The organism is Ruegeria sp. SCSIO 43209, assembly GCF_019904295.1.
Classification (GTDB): Bacteria; Pseudomonadota; Alphaproteobacteria; order Rhodobacterales; family Rhodobacteraceae; genus Ruegeria.
On the sequence record NZ_CP065359.1, the window covers coordinates 2,341,701 to 2,361,298 of the forward strand.

The following is a 19,598-nucleotide window of genomic DNA, read 5'->3' on the forward strand; positions in this document are numbered from 1 at the left end:
CGCGCTTGATTGAGGTCACCGTAAATGCATCGACGGAGTTTGCCGCATGGCCCAATCCGAGACAATGAAGGCGATGGTCACCATGGGGCACGGTGATCTTGATCAGATGGTCTGGCACGAAAACTGGCCGTGTCCTACTCCCAAACCGGGCGAAGTTCTGATCAAGGTCGGTGCCTGTGGCCTGAACAATACCGACGTAAACACTAGGTCCGGCTGGTATTCTAAAACCGTCAGCGATGCGACCACCGGTGGCGCGTTTGAAGAGGTCGGCACTGATGACCCAACCTGGGGCGGAGCGCCACTGGCCTTTCCGCGCATTCAAGGGGCGGATGTCTGTGGGCAGATCGTTGGAGTTGGAGACGGCGTGGATCCAAACCGCTTGGGCGAGCGTGTGATAACCGATTGCTGGTTGCGCGATCCGACCGATCCGGTAAACAAGGACAAAACCGGCTACTTCGGATCAGAGCGAGATGGCGGCTTTGCCGAATACACAACGATCCCGGCTGTCAATGCGATAGCCATCCAATCAACACTTTCGGATGCTGAGCTGGCAACCTTCTCCTGTTCCTACTCAACCGCCGAAGGCATGCTGACCCGCGCCAAGGTCACCGCGGCTGACACTGTTCTTGTTCCGGGCGCATCTGGCGGCGTCGGTGGCGCTCTGGTTCAACTGGCCAAGCGCCGAAATGCGCGGGTCATCGCGATGGCGTCGGAGGCTAAGCACGACGACGTGGCCCTGTTGGGTCCAGATGTCATCCTGTCCCGCGCCCCCGATGATTTGCGCAAATCATTGGGAGACGAAAAGATCACGGTCGTTGCCGACGTGGTGGGCGGGTCATACTGGCCGCAGCTTATCAGCATTCTTGAACGCGGCGGACGCTATACCTGCTCGGGCGCCATCGCGGGCCCTATGGTCGAGTTCGATTTGCGGACGTTCTACTTGCGCGATCTGACCTTTACAGGCTCGACCGTCATCGACCCCGAAGTAATGCAAAATCTTGTACGTTATATCGAAGCGGGCGAAGTAAAACCGGCCCTGGCCGCAACCTACCCTCTAAGCCAATTGCATGAGGCACAAACCGCCTTCATCGCGAAGAAACACACCGGAAACATCGTGGTGATCCCATGACGTTGGATGATGTTTTAATGGCCGCCAGGCGATTGCATCAGAACCACCCGGATTTGGCGGGTTTTGGGGGTTGGCCAACAGATTTATCCAGAACGGACTTACAGCCCGCACAGATTCCGGCAACCCGGCTTGTCAGCAAATTTGGTCTGAACGGTACGCCCGAAACACAGGCATTGGTTACGGCTATTGCAGCAACTGCTGAGCAAGCGCACTGGAAACTGACCTATTCCGAATCCGAAGTCGGTGCGGATTTCTTGTCTCGATACGGGTATTACGAACTGTTCGGACCCAGCGGGCATTTCCATTCGACCCAACTACGCGGTTATGTCGCCTATTGGGGCGCAGGTCTGCAGTATGACTGGCACAGCCATCAGGCTGAAGAGCTATACCTGACGCTCGCTGGAAAAGCCTGTTTTAAGGTTGAAGGGAATGCACAGCTTGTCGGGCCGGGCCAGACCCGCCAGCATGAAAGTTGGCAAAGCCACGCCATGACGACAAGTGATCATTCAATCCTGACCTTTGTCTTGTGGCGGGGCGATGGAATGGATGATCTGCCTCGGATGGATGCCGCATGACATACTGCGTCGAGGTGAAACCAAAATGAAAATTGCCGGGATTTCTGTCTTTCAAATCGACCTGCCATTGGAGCATCCATACTGGCTGTCAGGCGGGCGATTGAAGTTTGAGAAGCTCGATGCGACGCTGGTCAAGATTGAAACCGACAAAGGGCTTGTTGGTTGGGGCGAAGGCACGCCCTGGGGGCATACCTATGTACCCGCCCACGGCCCCGGCATACGGGCCGGGATCGAGACGATGGCACCGTTTGTTCTTGGCCTCGACCCGCGGCGAGTTCTGGATGTTGAACGCGCGATGGATCAGGCCCTACCCGGGCATCTCTACGCCAAAAGCCCGATTGACATGGCGTGCTGGGACATAGCCGGTCAGGTTGCTGGTCTTCCGATTGCTGATTTGATGGGGGGAGGGTCGCGTACGCCGCGCCCAATCGCATCCTCCGTAGGAGCCAAGACAATCGAAGAAACCCGCGCCGTCATCGAACGATACCGGCAGCGCGGCTATATCGCCCATTCCGTCAAAATCGGCGGCGATGTGGCCCGTGATATCGCCCGAATCCGTGACATGGAAAGCCTGCGCAATCCCGAAGACATCATCCTCTATGACGTCAATCGCGGCTGGACGCGGCAGCAGGCATTACGCGTGATGAGTGCGGTCGAAGACCTCAATGTCATGATCGAACAGCCTTGCGAAACACTGGATGACATTGCCGCGATCTCAGGCAAACATGCTTCGCCTGTTTCCGTTGATGAAAGCCTTGTGACCCTTCAGGACGCGACGCGCATAGCCCGCGATGGCATTGCCGAAATATTTGGCATCAAGCTCAACCGGGTCGGCGGGCTGACCAAAGCGGTCCGAATGCGCGATGTCGCGCTGGCGCATGGGATTGACATGTTTGTAATGGCAACCGGTGGTTCTGTGCTGGCGGATACCGAAGCGCTGCATCTGGCGGCGACAATTCCGGATGCGAATTGCCATGCTGTCTGGGCCTGTCAGGACATGATCACCGTCGATATCGCCGGTGGGCGTGGGCCGAGAAACGTGGATGGCCACCTGCATCTACCCGAAACACCGGGCCTTGGCGTTCACCCAGATGAAGATGCGTTGGGTGATCCTGTGGCGATCTACCGGTAACGATACACGCCTCTTGTGCAAGTTCGATAACGGTCATCTGCCGAGGTTGACCTTGCCGCTTCGCCATGGGAACGATGCGCGATGGCTTAGTCGAACAGGATAGCGCGATGAAGATCGAACCCTTTGGCGTCGAAATCTGGATGGATGAATGGGAAACCCGCTGCGCCTATAACCTTGCAGAGACTTGCGTCGAGAGCCTGAGTATCGCCGAGCTTTTGAAGCTTTCCGGCAAAAACTCGGATGATCTGTCTGAATTGTTGGGGATGAAAATGACCTATGGCGCGATCCGGGGCTCGGACCGGCTGCGCGATGCGATTTGTAGCCTATATGAACAGCAAAAGCGTGAGAATGTCATCGTCACCCATGGCACCATCGGTGCCAACATGCTGGTCCACAAAACGCTGGTCGAGCGCGGCGACAAGGTGGTGGCCGTCGTGCCCACCTATCAGCAACACTATTCCATCCCGGCCAGCATCGGCGCGGAGGTGACGCAGATCCATTTACGGGCCGAGAACGCTTATTTGCCCGATCTTGAGGAGCTGCGCGCCGCCGTAACTCCGGGCACCAAACTGATTGCCATCAACAACCCCAACAACCCAACCGGTGCGGTGATGGATCGCGCATTCCTGCTTGAGATCGTCGAAATCGCGCGCTCCGCTGGAGCATGGTTGCTGTGTGATGAAGTCTATCGCGGTACCGGGCAAGAAGGTTCGGGCATGACGGATGCGGTTGCAGATCTTTATGAGAAAGGCATTTCAACCGCGGGCATGTCCAAGGCGTTTTCGCTGGCAGGGCTGCGACTGGGTTGGATTGCGGCCAACCCAGAATTGATCGAAGCGGTTTCGATCCATCGGGACTATGACACGATCTCGGTCGGCATGATCGACGACCATTTCGCCGCGCTTGCGCTGGAAAACCACGACAAGATTCTGGCGCGCAGCCACGCCATAACGCGCGGCAACCTCGCCATGCTGGAAGAATGGGTCGAAAGCGAGCCCAAAATCAGCTGGGTCAAACCCAAAGCAGGAACAACTGCACTTTTGTATTACGATGTCGACATGCCCTCGCGCGAGTTCTGCGTGAAACTGCTGCAGGAAACCGGCGTGATGTTCACACCGGGCTCTGCCTTGGGTCTCGAAGGCTGTGTTCGGATCGGTTACGCCAATACTCCGTCGATCATTCGCGAAGGGCTGGAAAAAGTTTTCACCTTCCTTGCGAAGCTCGACTAGCGCCTCATCGACTGACCGTTGTGGAACAGATGCACCTTTTCGGGTGCCGCCGTGACCGAGACGGTTTTTCCTCGCAGATTGCGCTGAACACCAGGTAGTTTTGCAATCACGGCCTCCCGTCCATCCGGGACTGCAAAGTAAAGCAGCGTGACCTCACCCAAAGCTTCGGTGAAATCCACCAAGCCGGAATAAATTGGTGTTCCATCAGTGATGTTTAAGTCCTCAGGCCGGACACCGATATTGACCTTTTTGCCTTCGTCAGCGGCATCCGTCGGGATTGATGAGATTGCCACGCCGCCATCATCCAGCGTGACGGTTGTTGTCTCTCCTGTCGCGGTAATAGTCCCGGGCAGCAGGTTCATTGCTGGTGAGCCGATGAACTGCGCGACAAACTCGTTATCTGGCGTCTCATAGAGTTCCAGCGGCGTGCCAACCTGCGCAACTCCCTTATTGGCCAAAACCACAATGCGGCTGGCGAGTGTCATCGCCTCGACCTGATCGTGGGTGACGTAAATCATCGTGCTGTCGGGCATCGCCTCTTTCAGGCGTGCAATCTCGATCCGCGTCGCCACGCGCAGGGCAGCGTCGAGGTTCGAAAGCGGCTCGTCGAACAAATATACTTTGGGGTCGCGCACGATGGCACGACCGATGGCAACGCGCTGGCGTTGTCCACCAGACAATGCCTTGGGCAGGCGATCCAGCAGGGGTTCAAGCTGTAGAATCTGGGCCGCGCGCTCCACGGCGGCATCAACCTCAGCGCTCGGCATCTTCGCGATCTTGAGCGCGAAGGCCATGTTTTCGCGCACCGTCATATGCGGGTAAAGCGCATAGGACTGGAACACCATCGCGATGCCGCGTTGTGCAGGTGGCACATCGTTCACCACCTGCCCTTCGATCTCAAGCGTACCGCCAGTGATCTTTTCAAGGCCCGCGATCATCCTCAGCAAAGTGGATTTTCCGCAACCTGACGGGCCGACAAAGACAATCAGTTCGCCTTGCTCGATCTCGAGATCGATATGTTTCAGAACATCGATAGGACCATAGGATTTGGCCACATCCGTAAGCTTGAGTTCCGACATGGTTTACCTCTTTTCCCGAGCCAATAGACAGAATTGAGCGGCATCCAGCGTCACGTTGCTTTCCCCGCGAACGCCGCCCAACTCCTCCCCGATCACTTGCCAGTCACCTTCTGGCAGGGTCACGCCAACCGGACAGTCACCCAGATTGAAGGCGCAGAAGACCTGCTCGGCTTCATCCTCTCGGGTGAAGGTCAATACCGAACCGATTTGTGACATCCCTGTCTGCGCGCCGGACATCAGCGCTGAGTGCGCATGACGCAATGCAATCGCATGGCGGTAGTGGTGCAGCATCGACGCTGGATCTTTTTCCAACCGATCCACCGCCCGCTCGGCCTGCGCAGCGCTGACTGGCAACCAGGGACGGCTCGTGCTGAACCCGGATTGTTCGTCCTGTGCGGCCCAGACCATCGGAGTACGGCAGCCATCGCGACCTTTGAATTCCGGCCAGAATTCAATACCATAGGGGTCTTGCAAATCTTCGAACGCAACATCTGCCTCGGGTAGCCCCAGTTCCTCACCCTGATACAGGCAGGCTGAGCCACGCAGGCACATCATCAGAACGGCGTGCTGCCGGACAGCTGCATCGTCCAAACCCCAACGCGAAGCATGGCGTTGCACGTCGTGGTTTGAGAAGGCCCAGCATGGCCATGCATCACCCGCCTTGTCCTCAAGCTGGTCAAAAACCTGCTTTGCGTAAGCTGCCGTCAAAGCCCGCTTTTCGAGGAACTCGAAAGCATAACACATGTGCATCCGTTTATCGCCGCTGGTGTATTCGCCCATAATCTCAAGCCCGCGCTGCGCGTCGCCGACCTCACCCAGACATGCGCGGCCCTCGTATTCATCGGTCAGGGCGCGCAGACGTTCTAAGAAGGCGATATTCTCGGGCTGACTTTTGGAATAGAGGTGATCCTGATGGTTATACGGGTTCACCATCGGCGCAATTGATGAGTTCCTCTGATCCATCGGCAGGCCAGGATTGTCACGTAGCTGGGCGTCGTGGAAATAGAAATTGATGGTGTCCAGACGGAAGCCGTCGACCCCCATTTCCAGCCAGAAGCGCGCCACATCCAGCAGGGCATCCTGGACAGCCTTGCAATGGAAGTTCAAATCTGGCTGCGAAGTCAGGAAGTTGTGCAGATAATACTGCAAACGCCGCGCATCCCACTGCCAAGCCGAACCACCAAAAATCGATAACCAGTTATTCGGAGGTGTCCCGTCGGGTTTGGGATCAGCCCAGACATACCAATCGGATTTCGGGTTCTCGCGGCTGGCGCGGCTTTCGTTGAACCATGGATGCTGATCTGAGGTGTGGGATAGCACCAGATCGATCATCACCTTCAACCCATGCGCATGGGCTTGATCCAGCAGCTCTTTGAAGTCCGCCATAGTACCGAACATCGGATCGACATCGCGGTAGTCGCTGACGTCATAGCCGAAATCCTTCATCGGAGATTTGAAGAACGGCGAAATCCAGATTGCATCAACCCCTAGCGAGGCGATGTAGCCTAACCGCTGGGTGATACCCTTTAAGTCTCCGATCCCGTCACCGTTGCTGTCCTGAAAGCTGCGCGGATAGATCTGATAGATCACCCCGCCCCGCCACCAATCTGACGCCGACTTGGTTTTTTCGAATGCTGTCGCGTTGGTCTGCACGTTCATCACACGCCCTTATTTTACGGAACCGGCCAGCAAGCCGCGAACCAGATATTTCTGCATTGCAAAGAAGACTGCCAACGGCACCGCGATTGAGACAAACGCCGCCGTGGCCAAGATTTCCCAGTTACCGCCCCGCGTACCCAGCAGTTCGACGATACGGTTGGTCATTACCGTTGTCTGGCCGCTGGCATCGATCAGGAAGACTTTGGCAACCAACAGATCGTTCCATGTCCAAAGGAACTGGAAGATCGCAAAGGATGCCAGTGCCGGAAAGCTAAGCGGCAGGATCAACTTGGTAAAAATCTGAAACTCGGTTGCGCCATCTACCCGGGCGTTCTCAATCAGGTCACGAGGCAGCCCGGCCATGTAGTTACGCAATAGGTAGATCGCCAATGGCATCCCGAACCCGGTATGGGCCATCCAGACCCCCAGGTATCCTTTGCCGATCCCGATATTGAGATGCAGTTTCAACAACGGGATCAGCGCCAGCTGCAATGGCACCACCAATAGGCCAACCACCGCAGCGATCAGCAGGGCACGCCCCGGGAAATCCATCCATGCCAGCGCGTAAGCCGCAAATGCTGCGACAAGAATCGGGATAATCGTCGCCGGGATCGTCACCGTCAGGGTATTGAAGAACGCCTTGCCCATACTGTCGGAACTGCTTTCGTTGAAGAGAACATGGGCATAGTTTTCCAAGGTGAATTCAGGCGGCAGAGTAGTCGTCACAAACACGCGAGGGCCGCGCTTGCCCGAAAACTCTTCTGCGTTTTCCATCCGATAGTCACCGTTGGCCTGAACCGTGATCGTCCCGCCACGACGAAGCTCAGCCGTTTCGCCCGGAGCAAAGGCATCAATCGCACGGGAATTCACACCCCATCGCGAAATGTCCGAGGCCCGATCACCATCGAAGATATTGCCTTCGATCACATAGAGACCATCCTGCAAAACTTGTGTTTCAGGTGCCGCCGCGCGCAGAGTCAGGTTTTGTTCCGACGGGAAGAGCGCCCGCCACCAGCCGCTGCTGGATATCTGGTCCGCTGTTCTGAATGACGAGATCAACAAACCGAGTGTTGGGAAAACCCAAAGCACCACAAGCAGCACGACCGAGGCGTGAACGACCCATCTTAGGGCTGGGCGGGTTCCTGCAATATCGCTCATAACCCGGTCCTCCTACTGCATTTCTTTGCGCGCATTGCGCACGTTCCAGATCAGGATCGGCGTCACCAGCAACATGATCACCATGGCGGATGCCGATCCCACGCCCCAGTCATTGGCGCGGAACATCTTGTCGTACATGTAATTGGCCAGAACCTGGGTCTCCCACTGGCCGTTGGTCATCGCAAAAACGATGTCAAAGACCTTGAGGACCACGATGGTGATGGTGGTCCAGACCACCATGATCGTGGTTTTGATCTGCGGCACTTTGATCTTGAAGAAAATCTGGAACGGATTGGCCCCGTCCAGAATGGCCGCCTCGATGGTCTCTTCCGGGATGCCGCGCAGCGCGGCGGACAGAATGACCATGGCAAAGCCGGTTTGTATCCAGACCAGCACGATCATCAGGAAGAAATTGTTCCAGAAAGGCAGGGTCAGCCAGGTGTGCGTTTCGGTTCCACCAAAGAAGATGTAGATCGCGTTCAGGACGCCGATCTGATCCTGATCGGCCGGACGTGCATCATAGACCAGTTTCCAGATTACCGAGGCGCCAACGAAAGAAATCGCCATCGGCATAAAGATCAGCGACTTGGCGACGTTACCCCAGCGGATGCGATCCGTTAGCTGCGCCACGAGCAGGCCAAATGCGGTGGACATGGCAGGTACAACAATCAGCCAAAGCATGTTGTTGCGCATCGCCTCCCAGAATTTCGGCTCGGCTACCATCTGGGTATAGTTGTCAAAACCCGCCCATTCATATCCACCACCGGCGACCCGATCAGTCAGCGATAGGCGCAGCGTCTCAAACACCGGATAGGCAAGATAGACCCCAAGGGCGAGGATCGCGGGAAGCAGAAACAGCCAGGGCCGGATCATATTCGCGCGGTTGATATTGCGACCCGCGTTCGGTCCACGCGCAGGGAACAGGACTTTATCCAGAAATTGGTTGGACAGGTAGAAATAGCCCACGCATCCCGACACACCGATTACGATTGTTAGCAGGCCCTGAATTGCCGGATTCATGGCGTCCTCTCCCTTGCTAGGGTTTCGGGCAACCTGATTGAAAGGTTGCCCGAAGGTTCAGCGGATTACTTGATTGCGTCCCAAGATGACTGGATTTCGCCGGTGACTTCTTCGGCGGATTTCCCGCCAGTATAGTCAACCATGCCGGTCCAGAACGTACCCGCACCCACGGCGCCCGGCATTAGGTCCGAGCCGTCGAAGCGGAAGGTGGTCGCGCCCAGTAGAATGTCACCCAGACCGCGCAGAGTATCATCCTTATAGGCTTCGGTGTTCACGCCCTTATGCGGGGTCAGGAATCCGGTTTGTGCCATCATGACTTCATGTGCAATCGGCTGCTTGAGGAACTCCATGAACGCGCTGGTCGCATCCGATGGATTGCTTACCGCCATCAGAGTACCGCCACCCAGAACCGGGTTACCCAAGTCCTTGTCTGCGAAAGACGGCATGTAAAAGAAATCTGCATCCAGGCCGAACTCGACATCTTCGGGGAAGAAGGCCGGAACAAAGGACGCCTGACGGTGCATGTAGCACTGGGGCGGCGATGAGAACATACCCTTGGGACTGTCGCGGAAGTCAGTCGAGGCGACAGCATCTGACCCACCCGAGACCTTGGCGTCATCACGCGCGAACCAGCCAAACTCTTCGATTGCGGCGATAACGCGCGGATCGTCAAATGGGATCTCGTTTGTCACCCACTGGTCGTAAACCTCGGGCGGCTGAGTCCGCAGCATCATGTCTTCAACCCAGTCGGTCGCGGGCCAACCGGTGGCGGCACCCGATCCCAGGCCAATGCACCACGGGGTTTCGCCATCGGCGACGATCTGCTCGGTCAGGGCCTTCAGTTCTTCCATTGTCGTCGGCACTTCGTATCCGGCATCCTCGAAGTTTTCCGGGTTATACCAGACCAGAGACTTGACGTTCACATTGTAGAAGAAGCCATACATCTGGTCATTGCCGTCAGCGTCTTTGTAAGTGCCAAGATCAACCCAGGAATCGCCAGCCGCATAATTATCACCAACCCAGGCCGCCATATCTTCACCCAGCGGCGTCAGCTGCCCTTTGGATGCCATTATCGCCGCCAGACCAGGTTGCGGGAAGACCGCTATATTGGGGGCTGATCCTGCCTCGGCATCGATAACGATCTGCTGCTCGAAACTGTCGGAACCGGTATAGATCACATCTGCGCCAGTCGCCTCTTCGAAATAGGCAATCATGTTGTTGAAGTAACCGTCCTCCGGGGTCAGCCACGGACCAAAAATCGTGACCGTCTGACCGCTCAGATCCGGGGCGCTTTCGGCCCAGGCATTATAGCTGTCCCAGTTGAACGGCCCCTCGCCCGGCGCGAAGACCAAATCTTGTGCTTGAACCGACCCGGCCAGCAGAGCGATCGCCGCCGCACCCGAATAAAGTGCGTGTCTCATGAGTTCTCCTCCCAATATTTTCGGCGCAAACGAGATTCGTTTTCAAAGCGCTTTGGATGCCGTACTTTATCCGCTAACATTCAGACCCTGTCAATATCTCGCCTACTAGCCCCTAAAAAACTGCCATTCTAAGGCATTCTCTCGAAACATGTTGACTGAGCCAGGTTTTCACAACAAAACAAATGGGAATCAATTTGAAGGCGCTTTGAGTGAAATGAACCTAAAGCAACTCTCTGAGATCCTCGGCCTTTCACAAACAACTGTCAGCCGCGCGCTGAACGGTTACCCGGAGGTCAGCGAAGGGACGCGCATCCGGGTTCAGGCTGCCGCGAACAAGCATGGTTACCGCCCCAACAGCCGCGCCAAGGGGCTGGCGACAGGGCGGTCTATGGTCATCGGCCATGTGATTCCCACCTCGTCCCGGCACGAAATGGTCAATCCGATTTTCGGAGATTTTGTGGCAGGCGCAGCCAAAACCTATGCGGCGAACAATTATGACATGATGTTCACGCACGCGCCGGACACATCAATTGAAGAATCCTATCGCAGCCTGTTCAATCGGGGTGTCGTAGACGGCGTGGTCCTGCAAGGCCCCAAGGTACGAGAGCCGCGCATCTCCGTGTTATCGCGCCTCGGCGTACCCTTCATTGTTCATGGCCGGTCGACCTACGCCAAAGAGCCATATGATTGGATCGATGTGAACAATCAGCGTTCATTCGAACGCGCTACTCGGTTTTTGATCGATCTGGGCCATCGGCGCATCGCCTTGATCAACGGGCTCGAGGAAATGGATTTCGCGCGTCGGCGGAGGAACGGCTATCTGGCGGCGCTCAAAGAAGCCGGGATCGCGCCTGATCCAAACCTACTGCGCAGCGCTGAGATGACCGAGATTTATGGGCATCAGACAGCCTGCGACATGCTGAAGCTCGACGACCCGCCAACAGCAATTTTGGCCTCTTCGATTATCTCTGCGGTTGGAGTCCGGCGCGCACTGGAAGAAAGCGGCCTGAAAATGGGGCGCGATATCTCGGTGATCGCTCATGATGACGAGTTGTCATACATGCGCAATGGTATGGATGTTCCAATTTTCACCGCAACGCGCTCGTCGGTCAGACACGCGGGCGAGTTGGCTGCCGAAATGCTGATCGAGCGGATCAACGCTCCGGATGACCCACCCAAAACGCGCTTGCTGGAGGCTGAACTTGTCGTCGGCAGCTCGACGGGGCCAGCCCCACAAAGGATGTGATATGAAGTACAAACGCGCAGATTTCCCGCCAGATTTTCAGTTTGGCGTGGCGACGTCGGCCTATCAGATCGAGGGACACGCCAATGGGGGCGCAGGCCAGACCCATTGGGACAGTTTCGCTGCAACTCCAGGTAACGTCGCCAATGCGGAAAACGGAGATTTGGCCTGCGATCACTATAACCGGTTCGAACAGGATCTGGATCTGATCCGGGGCGCCGGCTTCGACTGTTACCGGTTTTCAACCAGTTGGGCGCGCGTGCTGCCCGAAGGACGCGGACCGATCAATCAGCAAGGCTTGGATTTCTATGATCGCCTGACCGATGCGCTGCTTAAACGCGGCATCAAACCCTGCGCAACGCTGTATCACTGGGAACTCCCGTCACCGCTCGCCGATCTGGGCGGTTGGCGAAACCGGGATATCGCGAATTGGTTTGCAGACTTCACCGAGATCATCATGGGCCGCATAGGCGATCGGATGTTCAGCGTCGCACCTGTCAACGAGCCTTGGTGCGTAAGCTGGCTGAGCCATTTCGAAGGCCAACATGCCCCCGGCTTGCGCGACATCCGGGCGACCGCACGCGCGATGCACCACGTGCTGCTGGCCCATGGTCGCGCAATCGAAACTATGCGCGGATTGGGCATGTCGAACCTTGGCGCAGTGTTCAACCTTGAATGGGCGGAACCTGCTGACGACAGTAGCGAAGCACAAACCGCTGCAGCGCTATATGACGGGATCTACAACCGCTTTTTCCTGGGCGGCGCTTTCAAGAAATCCTACCCTCAGAATGTTCTGGAAGGATTGGAGCCGCATCTGCCGGACAAGTGGCAGGATGATTTCGACACTATAGCTGCACCTGTCGATTGGTGTGGGCTCAATTACTATACGCGCAAGTTGATAACGCGCGCAGATACGTCTTGGCCTTCCTTGACCGACGTCCCTGGCCCCTTGCCAAAAACGCAAATGGGGTGGGAAATTGATCCGGCAGCCCTGTCCCGTTTCCTGATCCGGACCGCGCAAGAGTATACTGGGGACCTGCCTATCTACGTGACCGAAAATGGCATGGCGAGCGCAGAACGTCAAAACGACGCTGACAGAATTGACTACTTGAACCAGCATCTTGCCGAAGTGTGTAATGCCCTGGACCACGGCGTTCCGATCAAGGGATATTTCATCTGGTCCCTTCTCGACAATTACGAGTGGGCGCTGGGATATGAAAAACGGTTCGGGCTGGTCGATGTAGATTTCGAGACGCTGGAAAGAAGGCCAAAGGACTCCTACCGCGCGTTGCAGGCCGCATTGGTCCGGGATCAGTCTGGTTGACCGTCAAGCTTTGCTACTGCGGGCACACGCCGGTTCAGTTTGGCACCTTCAAATGTGGTGTTTGGCGTTCCACCGTAAGGTTCTGTGTGGCCGAGGATGATGTCAGCTCAACAAACAAGCGCTCGGCGCGCGCAAACCGTTCGAAATAGGTGAACTGGATTGAAGTCACTAACGACGGCTCCTGACACTGCACCAGATAGTCGGCCTGAAATTCGGTGTGATGCGCGGCATTATCGCTGACTTGCCCCTCATCCTGAACGAAGACATCACCAACAAGCGCGACATTGGCCGTTGCAGTCACACACCCCGCTTCAGGCGGCACCTCAAAGATCTCAAGCGGTTTAGAAAGGTCCGAGATTGCGACGGCAACATCCGCCCTCTCATCTTCGTTCTCGGCAGTGTGCTCGAACCCAACAATATCTACGCCTGGCACTTCAAGCGTCAGGCTAAATCCGGTTTCAACAAATGAAATTGCCATATGACCCGCGCCATGAGTATGCGCTTCGATGGCGGTCTCTGCCTGCGCCATCAGCGCGGCTGGTATTAGCGCAAGAACAACGGCCGCGCGTTTCATTCTGTTCACCATTAACCAAACAAACCGTAGGGCATTTTAATACAATTGCGCCTCAGCGCAATGTTCGCCGGGTGCCTCGGGCTCCCCAGATATGGTTAGTCAGAAATGGGAATAATACCTGACAATAAAACTCAGGTTGACATTACTGACTATTTCTCTAAGAAATTGCCGCATCCAGCCCCGCTGCGTCTGCCGGGGTCCGAATCCCGCTAAGAAAGAAAAGTGTTCCACATGACCAGATTGTTCAACGCGGCCAGTGCCCTGACCTTGTGTATCGCAAGTACAGCTGTCGCCGAGGCCCCGTCCAAAGCCGATGTTCTGACCACATATTCCAATATCGCCGAAGCCAAATATGACGACAGTCTGATTGCAGCAAAGAAACTGCAAGCTGCCGTCAACGCCCTCATTGCTGACCCGTCCGATGCCACTCTGAACACAGCCCGTGCCGCATGGATCGCCGCGCGCGTGCCGTATCAGCAGACCGAGGTTTATCGCTTTGGCAACGCCATCGTCGACGATTGGGAAGGCAAGGTGAACGCATGGCCTCTGGACGAGGGCATGATAGACTATGTGGATTCCTCCTACGGAGGCCCCAGCGATGAGAACGAGTTTGCGGCGCTGAACGTCATCGCCAACCCCAGCTTTGATCTGTCTGGCGAGACCATCGACGCAAGCGAAATCACCCCTGCCCTGCTGTCGGATACGCTGCACGAGGCTGACGGGATCGAGGCGAACGTCGCCACCGGCTATCACGCCATCGAATTCCTGCTGTGGGGTCAGGACCTGAACGGCCACGGCACGGGCGCAGGAAGTCGTCCTTATACCGATTATCTAGTTGGTGACGGCTGTACAGGTGGCAACTGCGATCGCCGCGCCCAGTATCTGAAAGCGGCAACCGATCTGCTGATCAGTGATCTGGAATGGATGACTGCCCAGTGGACCGAAGATGGTGACGCACGTGCCGCTCTTGCCGCAAATGAAACTGCTGGCGTTAGTGCGATCCTAACCGGCATGGGTTCGCTGTCCTACGGCGAGCAGGCTGGTGAGCGTATGCGCCTCGGCCTGATGTTGAACGACCCCGAGGAAGAGCAGGACTGCTTCTCGGACAACACCCACAACAGCCATTACTATGACGGCCTGGGCATCCAGAATGTGTATTTGGGCAGCTATACCCGCATCGATGGCACGCCTGTTTCGGGTGCATCCCTATCGGATCTGGTGACCGCAGCCGATCCGACGCTTGATACAGAGATGAAAGCCAAGCTGGCCAACACCATGCTGGCGCTAGGCCGTATCAAATCAACCGCCGAAGCGGGTTTTGCGTATGACCAGATGCTGGAACGCGGCAATGAAGGTGGCGAAGCGCTGATTATGGGTGGCGTCAATGGACTGGTCGATCAAACCAAGACCATCGAACGCATCGTGACCGTGCTGGAGCTTGAGCAGATCGATTTTGAAGGCTCGGACAGCCTGGATAACCCTGGCGCGGTATTCCAATAGGTATCATGGCCGGGCGCATTTTTAGTGCTCTCGGCCTTTTTCAACATCGAGTGTGGCGTCTTGGCACTGGACGCGCCCTCAATAACCTACTATTTCACTAGGAAATAGCATACCCCGACTGAGTCGCCATGATCGTTTGCCAATGCACCAACATCTCTGACCACGACATCCGAGCGGCGATCGATTGGATGCGCACGGCAGACCCACAGACCATCATCACTCCCGGCAAGATCTATCATGCCCTTGGCAAGTCAGCGGATTGCGGCGGATGTATGCCGCTTTTCCTAGACACAATGCGCGCAGACGATAATCTTAAAGTCCCCATGCAGCTTCGGTCATTGCGATCCGAAGTATCACAGGAGAAAGCACATGAAGGGCGATCCCAAGGTCATAGAATACCTCAACAAATCTCTGCGGCATGAACTGACGGCGGTCAGCCAATACTGGCTACATTACCGCCTGCAAGAGGATTGGGGGCTTGGCCATATGGCCAAGAAAAGCCGTGAGGAATCCATCGAGGAGATGGGCCATGCAGACAAGCTGATCGAGCGGATCATCTTTCTGGAGGGCCACCCCAACCTGCAGAAACTTGACCCACTCCGCATCGGGCAGACCCCGAAAGAAACACTGGAATGCGATCTAGCCGCCGAACAAGACGCGCGGGCGCTTTATGTCGAAGCGCGGGAATACTGCCGCGAGGCCGGCGACTATGTGTCCATGGGCCTGTTCGAAGAATTAATCAGCGACGAAGAAGGACATATCGACTTCCTCGAAACGCAGCTCGACCTTTATGAAAGGATTGGCGAAGCCAATTATGCGCAACTTAACGCATCCAAGATGGACGAAGGCGAGTAAGCTTGCCCTTGCATCGGTGGCCGCACTCACGGCCACCTCTTCCCAAGCCACCGAGCTGCGAGACCCTCATCTAAATTTCCTTCCAAGAACAGCCGAAGAACGCGCCCGGATCGACGCTGTCACAGCAACGCCGGACGACTTCAGTGTGCCGCAACGGTTCGAAGAACTGTCCGCTGGTGCTGCGACCGTGCGGGCGCGCACTGATGCGGACGCGTTTTCTCAGCCCTCCGCCAATTTAAGCTTCGAACAGGAGCTGGACTTCAAAGTCGGCAACGGGTTTTTCAAAAAGATCTGGGTCTCGTCTCCGTCGTCCACTCTGGCTTCGGACGGTTTGGGTCCGCTATACAACGCCCGCTCGTGTCAGCGCTGTCACATCAAGGACGGGCGCGGTCATACGCCTAACGGCCCGGATGACAATGCCGTCTCGATGTTCCTGAGAGTTTCGGTTCCCGGCAAGCCAGAGGGCGCGCCTGCCGAGATCGAAGACTATATCGCCACCCTGCCTGATCCGAGTTATGGCACTCAACTGCAGGATTTCGCTCTGGCAGGCCATCCCGCAGAATATCGGCTGGACATCACGTATGAGGAAGTCCCCGTCGCGCTGTCCGACGGCGAAACGGCCTCGCTCCGCCGCCCCAGCTATAAGGCCGCCGATTTGGGCTATGGCCCGCTGCACCCGGACGCGATGCTTAGCCCTCGAGTTGCGCCGCAGATGATCGGACTGGGGTTGCTGGAATCAATTCCGGTTGAGGACTTGCTGGCCAAAGCCGATCCTGATGACGAAGACGGCGATGGCATCTCGGGCCGTCCGAACATCGTATGGTCGACGGAATTTGGCGAACCAATGATGGGCCGCTTTGGTCACAAGGCCGGGATGCCCACGGTGATGGAGCAATCGGCGGCGGCCTTCGCAGGTGATATCGGCATATCAAGTCCGCTTTACCCCGCGCCGTACGGCGATTGCACCGAATTACAGGCCAACTGCATCGATGCACCGCACGGAGACAACGATGCGCGGGGATTCGAGATTGACGCGATTGGCATGGACCTCGTCGCCTTCTACAGCCGCAATCTCGGTGTTCCGGCGCGCCGAGACACCGATGACCCTGAAGTGCTGCGCGGGAAAGAAGTGTTTCTTGCCTCGGGCTGCGCATCCTGCCACACGCCTGCATATGTCACCCACAGGATGCCCGATAGGCCCGAACAGAGCTTCCAGCTTATCTGGCCCTATACCGACCTGCTGTTGCACGATATGGGCGAGGGTCTGGCCGATAACCGCCCCGAGGCCCGCGCAACGGGCCGCGAATGGCGCACGCCGCCTTTGTGGGGCATCGGCCTGACCCAGCGCGTCTCGGGCCACACCCAATTCCTGCACGATGGTCGCGCGCGATCCCTGCTTGAAGCCATCCTTTGGCATGGTGGCGAGGCGCAGGCCGCCCGCGACACGGTTGTTTCAATGCCTAAAGCCGACCGCGACGCCCTGATCCGCTTTCTTGGGAGCCTCTGACCCATGCGTAGCCTTACTTTCGCCGCCGCCCTGCTGGTGCCCTTGGGCGCCTTTGCTCAGGATCGTGCTCCGATTTTGATGGATGTGACCGAAACGCATATTCTACCGCGCTTTGCAGAGCTGGCTGACGCAACCGGTGCTTTGTCGACCACAGCCCAAACAGATTGCGAATCGGAGTCAGACGACCTGCGCGCTGATTACGCCACGGCATTCGATAGCTGGATTTCGGCCAGCCATTTACGTTTTGGGCCGTCCGAGGCTGACGATCGCGCTTTTGCACTGGCTTTCTGGCCAGATACCAAAGGATTCACGCCCAAAACCCTGTCCCGACACATCGCCAGTGAAGACACTGCCGTCGACGACCCTGATGCCTTTGCCGAAACCTCAATCGCCGGGCGCGGCTTTTTTGCATTGGAACGAATGCTCTTTGATCCAGCGATGACAGAACAAGGAAGCGCCGACTATCGTTGCGCGCTTATCCGCGCCATCACCACTGATATCAACCGAAATGCCGTCGCGATCAACGCGGACTGGCAAAGCTACGCACCACGACTGACGCAGCCGGGGGACAACAGCCCCTATCGCTCGGGCGATGAGGCAATGCAGGAGCTGTTCAAGGCGCTTACAACGGGGCTAGAGTTCACAGCCGACACACGCATTGGACGCCCTTTAGGAACGTTCGAGCGTCCGCGCCCGAACCGTGCTGAAGCGCGGCGGTCCAAGCGGTCGTTGCATCATGTCACGCTGTCTCTGATCGCCCTGCGTGACTTGGCCGCCCGTCTGTCCTTTGACCACCCCGAGATTGCTGCAGATCTGGATGCCGGTTTCGCGCGGGCCATCGACCGGGCTCAATCACTGGACGACCCCGCCCTCGCCGGTGTTGCGACACCGCAAGGTCGCGTCCGCATCGAAGCGCTGCAGCAATCGATCAACGACATTCGCGAGATCGCCGCGACCGAGCTTGGCCCGACGCTCGGCATCAGCGCCGGATTCAACTCACTGGATGGGGATTGACCATTGACGAACCGCCGCGAATTTCTTGCAGGCCTTGGTGCCGCCAGTCTTGCTTCGGTGCCGGGCTGGGCGTCCGTCGGCGCGCCCCGCTATCTGGCCGCTGCCTTATTCCCAGATGGTAGCTACCGCCTGTCCGGCCTGGATAACTCGGGCGCAGTTTTGTTCGCTATACCGCTACCCGCGCGCGGGCACGCCGCCGCGGCCCATCCGTTCAAAGCCCAAGCGGTCGCCTTTGCCCGCCGCCCCGGGACCTTTGCAATTGCAATTGATTGTACAGATGGTTCTGTCCTAAAGCGGCTGGAGGCACCCAATGGCCGCCACTTCTACGGGCATGGTGCATTCTCGGCTGATGGAACACAGTTTTTCACAACCGAAAACGACTATGAGGCCGCAGAAGGTGTGGTTGGCGTCTGGGACGCGATCAGCTTCGCACGGCTGGGAGAGTTCTCGTCAGGCGGGATAGGCCCCCACGACATGCGCTTGCTGCCCGGTGGCGACATACTGGTCATCGCCAATGGCGGCATCGAGACACACCCCGACAGCGGTCGGACCAAGCTAAATCTGCCAACGATGCAGCCCAACCTGAGCTATCTCGACATTTCGGGTTCGATATTGGAGCAAGTAGAGCTACCCCGCGCGCTGCACAAAAACTCGATCCGCCATCTTGCGGTGCGTGACGATGGTCTAGTGGGTTTTGCAATGCAATGGCAAGGCAGCCAGACCAAGTACCCTGCCCTTCTGGGGCTTCACCGAAGGGGCGAAAAGCCTCGCCTTTTGTCAGCGCCCGAAACGCAGCAAAGAGAGTTGCAAGGGTATGCTGGCAGCATTGCCTTTTCCACCGATGGCCAATCGGTTGCGATCACCTGTCCGCGAGGCGATGCATTGCACCGTTTCGACGTAAATAGCGGAGCATTCATCGAAGCTTTAGTGTTCGAAGATGTTTGCGGTTTAGGCGCCGGCAAGGCTGGGTTGGCGTTTACCACCGGAACCGGTGCATTTGGCACTCTGACGACCACCGGCGCCGAAATCACCGCGCGGTCGGATTGCCAGTGGGACAACCACCTGATCCCGATCCGTACATACGGCTAGAATTCGGCGGCGAACCCTCTCACAGTTTACACTTGGACGAATCAAACTGCTGCCGTATTGGCAGGCGCTAAACCAGCACACCCAAGTTAA

19 protein-coding genes are annotated in these 19,598 nt (G+C 57.1%); 12 read left to right on the plus strand and 7 right to left on the minus strand.

The genetic code is table 11. From position 1 onward, the window contains the following. Window positions 1-46: 46 nt before the first annotated feature. The 4 genes from I5192_RS11740 to I5192_RS11755 all read left to right on the plus strand — a co-directional run bounded on the left by I5192_RS11740 (window position 47) and on the right by I5192_RS11755 (window position 4,065). Window positions 47-1,129, plus strand: coding sequence for an alcohol dehydrogenase family protein (locus I5192_RS11740; RefSeq protein WP_255611785.1), 1,083 nt, complete (start codon window positions 47-49; stop codon window positions 1,127-1,129). 17 nt (window positions 1,130-1,146) lie between these two features. Continuing rightward, complete coding sequence (locus I5192_RS11745) at window positions 1,147-1,704, plus strand: dimethylsulfonioproprionate lyase family protein (protein ID WP_255611786.1); 558 nt, start codon at window positions 1,147-1,149, stop codon at window positions 1,702-1,704. A 25-nt stretch (window positions 1,705-1,729) separates the two neighbouring features. Next, window positions 1,730-2,836 carry a mandelate racemase/muconate lactonizing enzyme family protein gene (locus tag I5192_RS11750; protein ID WP_223116906.1) on the plus strand — a complete coding sequence of 369 codons (1,107 nt, stop codon included), beginning with the start codon at window positions 1,730-1,732 and terminating at the stop codon, window positions 2,834-2,836. Between the two features lie 107 nt (window positions 2,837-2,943). Next, window positions 2,944-4,065: an aminotransferase gene (locus I5192_RS11755; RefSeq protein ID WP_223116907.1), complete on the plus strand. Its 1,122-nt coding sequence runs from the start codon at window positions 2,944-2,946 to the stop codon at window positions 4,063-4,065. On the opposite strand, the gene I5192_RS11760 is transcribed toward I5192_RS11755, so the two are convergent. From I5192_RS11760 to I5192_RS11780, 5 genes are all read right to left on the minus strand, one after another. Beyond that, complete coding sequence (locus tag I5192_RS11760; protein ID WP_170420443.1) at window positions 4,062-5,144, minus strand: ABC transporter ATP-binding protein; 1,083 nt, start codon at window positions 5,142-5,144, stop codon at window positions 4,062-4,064. The two genes, I5192_RS11755 and I5192_RS11760, sit on opposite strands and share 4 nt — an antisense overlap. 3 nt (window positions 5,145-5,147) lie before the next feature. Continuing rightward, window positions 5,148-6,803, minus strand: coding sequence for an alpha-glucosidase (locus I5192_RS11765; RefSeq protein WP_223116908.1), 1,656 nt, complete (start codon window positions 6,801-6,803; stop codon window positions 5,148-5,150). A 9-nt stretch (window positions 6,804-6,812) separates the two neighbouring features. Continuing rightward, window positions 6,813-7,961 (minus strand): carbohydrate ABC transporter permease, encoded by a 1,149-nt coding sequence (locus I5192_RS11770; protein WP_170392558.1) that lies wholly within the window; start codon window positions 7,959-7,961, stop codon window positions 6,813-6,815. 12 nt (window positions 7,962-7,973) lie between these two features. Continuing rightward, complete coding sequence (locus I5192_RS11775; protein ID WP_170402173.1) at window positions 7,974-8,981, minus strand: carbohydrate ABC transporter permease; 1,008 nt, start codon at window positions 8,979-8,981, stop codon at window positions 7,974-7,976. Window positions 8,982-9,046: 65 nt separating this feature from the next. Next, window positions 9,047-10,402 carry an ABC transporter substrate-binding protein gene (locus I5192_RS11780; protein ID WP_170402176.1) on the minus strand — a complete coding sequence of 452 codons (1,356 nt, stop codon included), beginning with the start codon at window positions 10,400-10,402 and terminating at the stop codon, window positions 9,047-9,049. A gap of 214 nt (window positions 10,403-10,616) precedes the next feature. Between I5192_RS11780 and I5192_RS11785 the strand changes: the two genes are divergently transcribed. Then, window positions 10,617-11,648, plus strand: coding sequence for a LacI family DNA-binding transcriptional regulator (locus tag I5192_RS11785; protein ID WP_223116909.1), 1,032 nt, complete (start codon window positions 10,617-10,619; stop codon window positions 11,646-11,648). Window position 11,649: 1 nt separating this feature from the next. Continuing rightward, window positions 11,650-12,969: a GH1 family beta-glucosidase gene (locus I5192_RS11790; RefSeq protein ID WP_223116910.1), complete on the plus strand. Its 1,320-nt coding sequence runs from the start codon at window positions 11,650-11,652 to the stop codon at window positions 12,967-12,969. A gap of 34 nt (window positions 12,970-13,003) precedes the next feature. Here the strand turns inward: I5192_RS11790 and I5192_RS11795 are convergent, their stop codons facing one another. Next, entirely contained in the window at window positions 13,004-13,543 is a 540-nt protein-coding gene (locus I5192_RS11795) for a DUF2796 domain-containing protein (protein WP_170513516.1), read from the minus strand. Between the two features lie 231 nt (window positions 13,544-13,774). On the opposite strand from I5192_RS11795, the gene I5192_RS11800 reads away from it, so the two are divergent. Next, window positions 13,775-15,043, plus strand: coding sequence for an imelysin family protein (locus I5192_RS11800; protein WP_223116911.1), 1,269 nt, complete (start codon window positions 13,775-13,777; stop codon window positions 15,041-15,043). Between the two features lie 89 nt (window positions 15,044-15,132). Here the strand turns inward: I5192_RS11800 and I5192_RS22520 are convergent, their stop codons facing one another. Then, a complete protein-coding gene (locus tag I5192_RS22520; RefSeq protein ID WP_255612159.1) occupies window positions 15,133-15,282 on the minus strand; it encodes a hypothetical protein in 150 nt (49 codons plus the stop codon). On the opposite strand from I5192_RS22520, the gene I5192_RS11805 reads away from it, so the two are divergent. The 5 genes from I5192_RS11805 to I5192_RS11825 are packed head-to-tail and all read left to right on the plus strand — an operon-like array spanning window position 15,232 to window position 19,508. Continuing rightward, window positions 15,232-15,465: a (2Fe-2S)-binding protein gene (locus I5192_RS11805; protein WP_255612148.1), complete on the plus strand. Its 234-nt coding sequence runs from the start codon at window positions 15,232-15,234 to the stop codon at window positions 15,463-15,465. The genes I5192_RS22520 and I5192_RS11805 overlap by 51 nt on opposite strands. Further along, the gene (gene bfr / locus I5192_RS11810) at window positions 15,413-15,898 is read left to right on the plus strand and encodes a bacterioferritin (RefSeq protein ID WP_170392566.1); all 486 of its coding nucleotides are present in this window, start codon (window positions 15,413-15,415) and stop codon (window positions 15,896-15,898) included. Before I5192_RS11805 ends, bfr begins: the two co-directional genes overlap by 53 nt. A 16-nt stretch (window positions 15,899-15,914) precedes the next feature. Beyond that, window positions 15,915-17,405, plus strand: a complete 1,491-nt coding sequence (locus tag I5192_RS11815) for a di-heme oxidoredictase family protein (protein WP_255611788.1) — start codon at window positions 15,915-15,917, stop codon at window positions 17,403-17,405. A 3-nt stretch (window positions 17,406-17,408) separates the two neighbouring features. Continuing rightward, complete coding sequence (locus tag I5192_RS11820) at window positions 17,409-18,419, plus strand: imelysin family protein (protein ID WP_223116913.1); 1,011 nt, start codon at window positions 17,409-17,411, stop codon at window positions 18,417-18,419. 3 nt (window positions 18,420-18,422) lie between these two features. Beyond that, a complete protein-coding gene (locus I5192_RS11825) occupies window positions 18,423-19,508 on the plus strand; it encodes a DUF1513 domain-containing protein (protein WP_223116914.1) in 1,086 nt (361 codons plus the stop codon). Window positions 19,509-19,598 lie beyond the last annotated feature (90 nt).

Coding starts and splice junctions, on each gene's coding strand:
- I5192_RS11740 (WP_255611785.1), top strand. CDS start 47: ATGGCCCAATCCGAGACAATGAAGGCGATGGTCACCATGGGGCACGGT.
- I5192_RS11745 (WP_255611786.1), top strand. CDS start 1,147: ATGGCCGCCAGGCGATTGCATCAGAACCACCCGGATTTGGCGGGTTTT.
- I5192_RS11750 (WP_223116906.1), top strand. CDS start 1,730: ATGAAAATTGCCGGGATTTCTGTCTTTCAAATCGACCTGCCATTGGAG.
- I5192_RS11755 (WP_223116907.1), top strand. CDS start 2,944: ATGAAGATCGAACCCTTTGGCGTCGAAATCTGGATGGATGAATGGGAA.
- I5192_RS11760 (WP_170420443.1), bottom strand. CDS start 5,144: ATGTCGGAACTCAAGCTTACGGATGTGGCCAAATCCTATGGTCCTATC.
- I5192_RS11765 (WP_223116908.1), bottom strand. CDS start 6,803: ATGAACGTGCAGACCAACGCGACAGCATTCGAAAAAACCAAGTCGGCG.
- I5192_RS11770 (WP_170392558.1), bottom strand. CDS start 7,961: ATGAGCGATATTGCAGGAACCCGCCCAGCCCTAAGATGGGTCGTTCAC.
- I5192_RS11775 (WP_170402173.1), bottom strand. CDS start 8,981: ATGAATCCGGCAATTCAGGGCCTGCTAACAATCGTAATCGGTGTGTCG.
- I5192_RS11780 (WP_170402176.1), bottom strand. CDS start 10,402: ATGAGACACGCACTTTATTCGGGTGCGGCGGCGATCGCTCTGCTGGCC.
- I5192_RS11785 (WP_223116909.1), top strand. CDS start 10,617: ATGAACCTAAAGCAACTCTCTGAGATCCTCGGCCTTTCACAAACAACT.
- I5192_RS11790 (WP_223116910.1), top strand. CDS start 11,650: ATGAAGTACAAACGCGCAGATTTCCCGCCAGATTTTCAGTTTGGCGTG.
- I5192_RS11795 (WP_170513516.1), bottom strand. CDS start 13,543: ATGAAACGCGCGGCCGTTGTTCTTGCGCTAATACCAGCCGCGCTGATG.
- I5192_RS11800 (WP_223116911.1), top strand. CDS start 13,775: ATGACCAGATTGTTCAACGCGGCCAGTGCCCTGACCTTGTGTATCGCA.
- I5192_RS11805 (WP_255612148.1), top strand. CDS start 15,232: ATGCGCACGGCAGACCCACAGACCATCATCACTCCCGGCAAGATCTAT.
- I5192_RS22520 (WP_255612159.1), bottom strand. CDS start 15,282: ATGATAGATCTTGCCGGGAGTGATGATGGTCTGTGGGTCTGCCGTGCG.
- bfr (WP_170392566.1), top strand. CDS start 15,413: ATGAAGGGCGATCCCAAGGTCATAGAATACCTCAACAAATCTCTGCGG.
- I5192_RS11820 (WP_223116913.1), top strand. CDS start 17,409: ATGCGTAGCCTTACTTTCGCCGCCGCCCTGCTGGTGCCCTTGGGCGCC.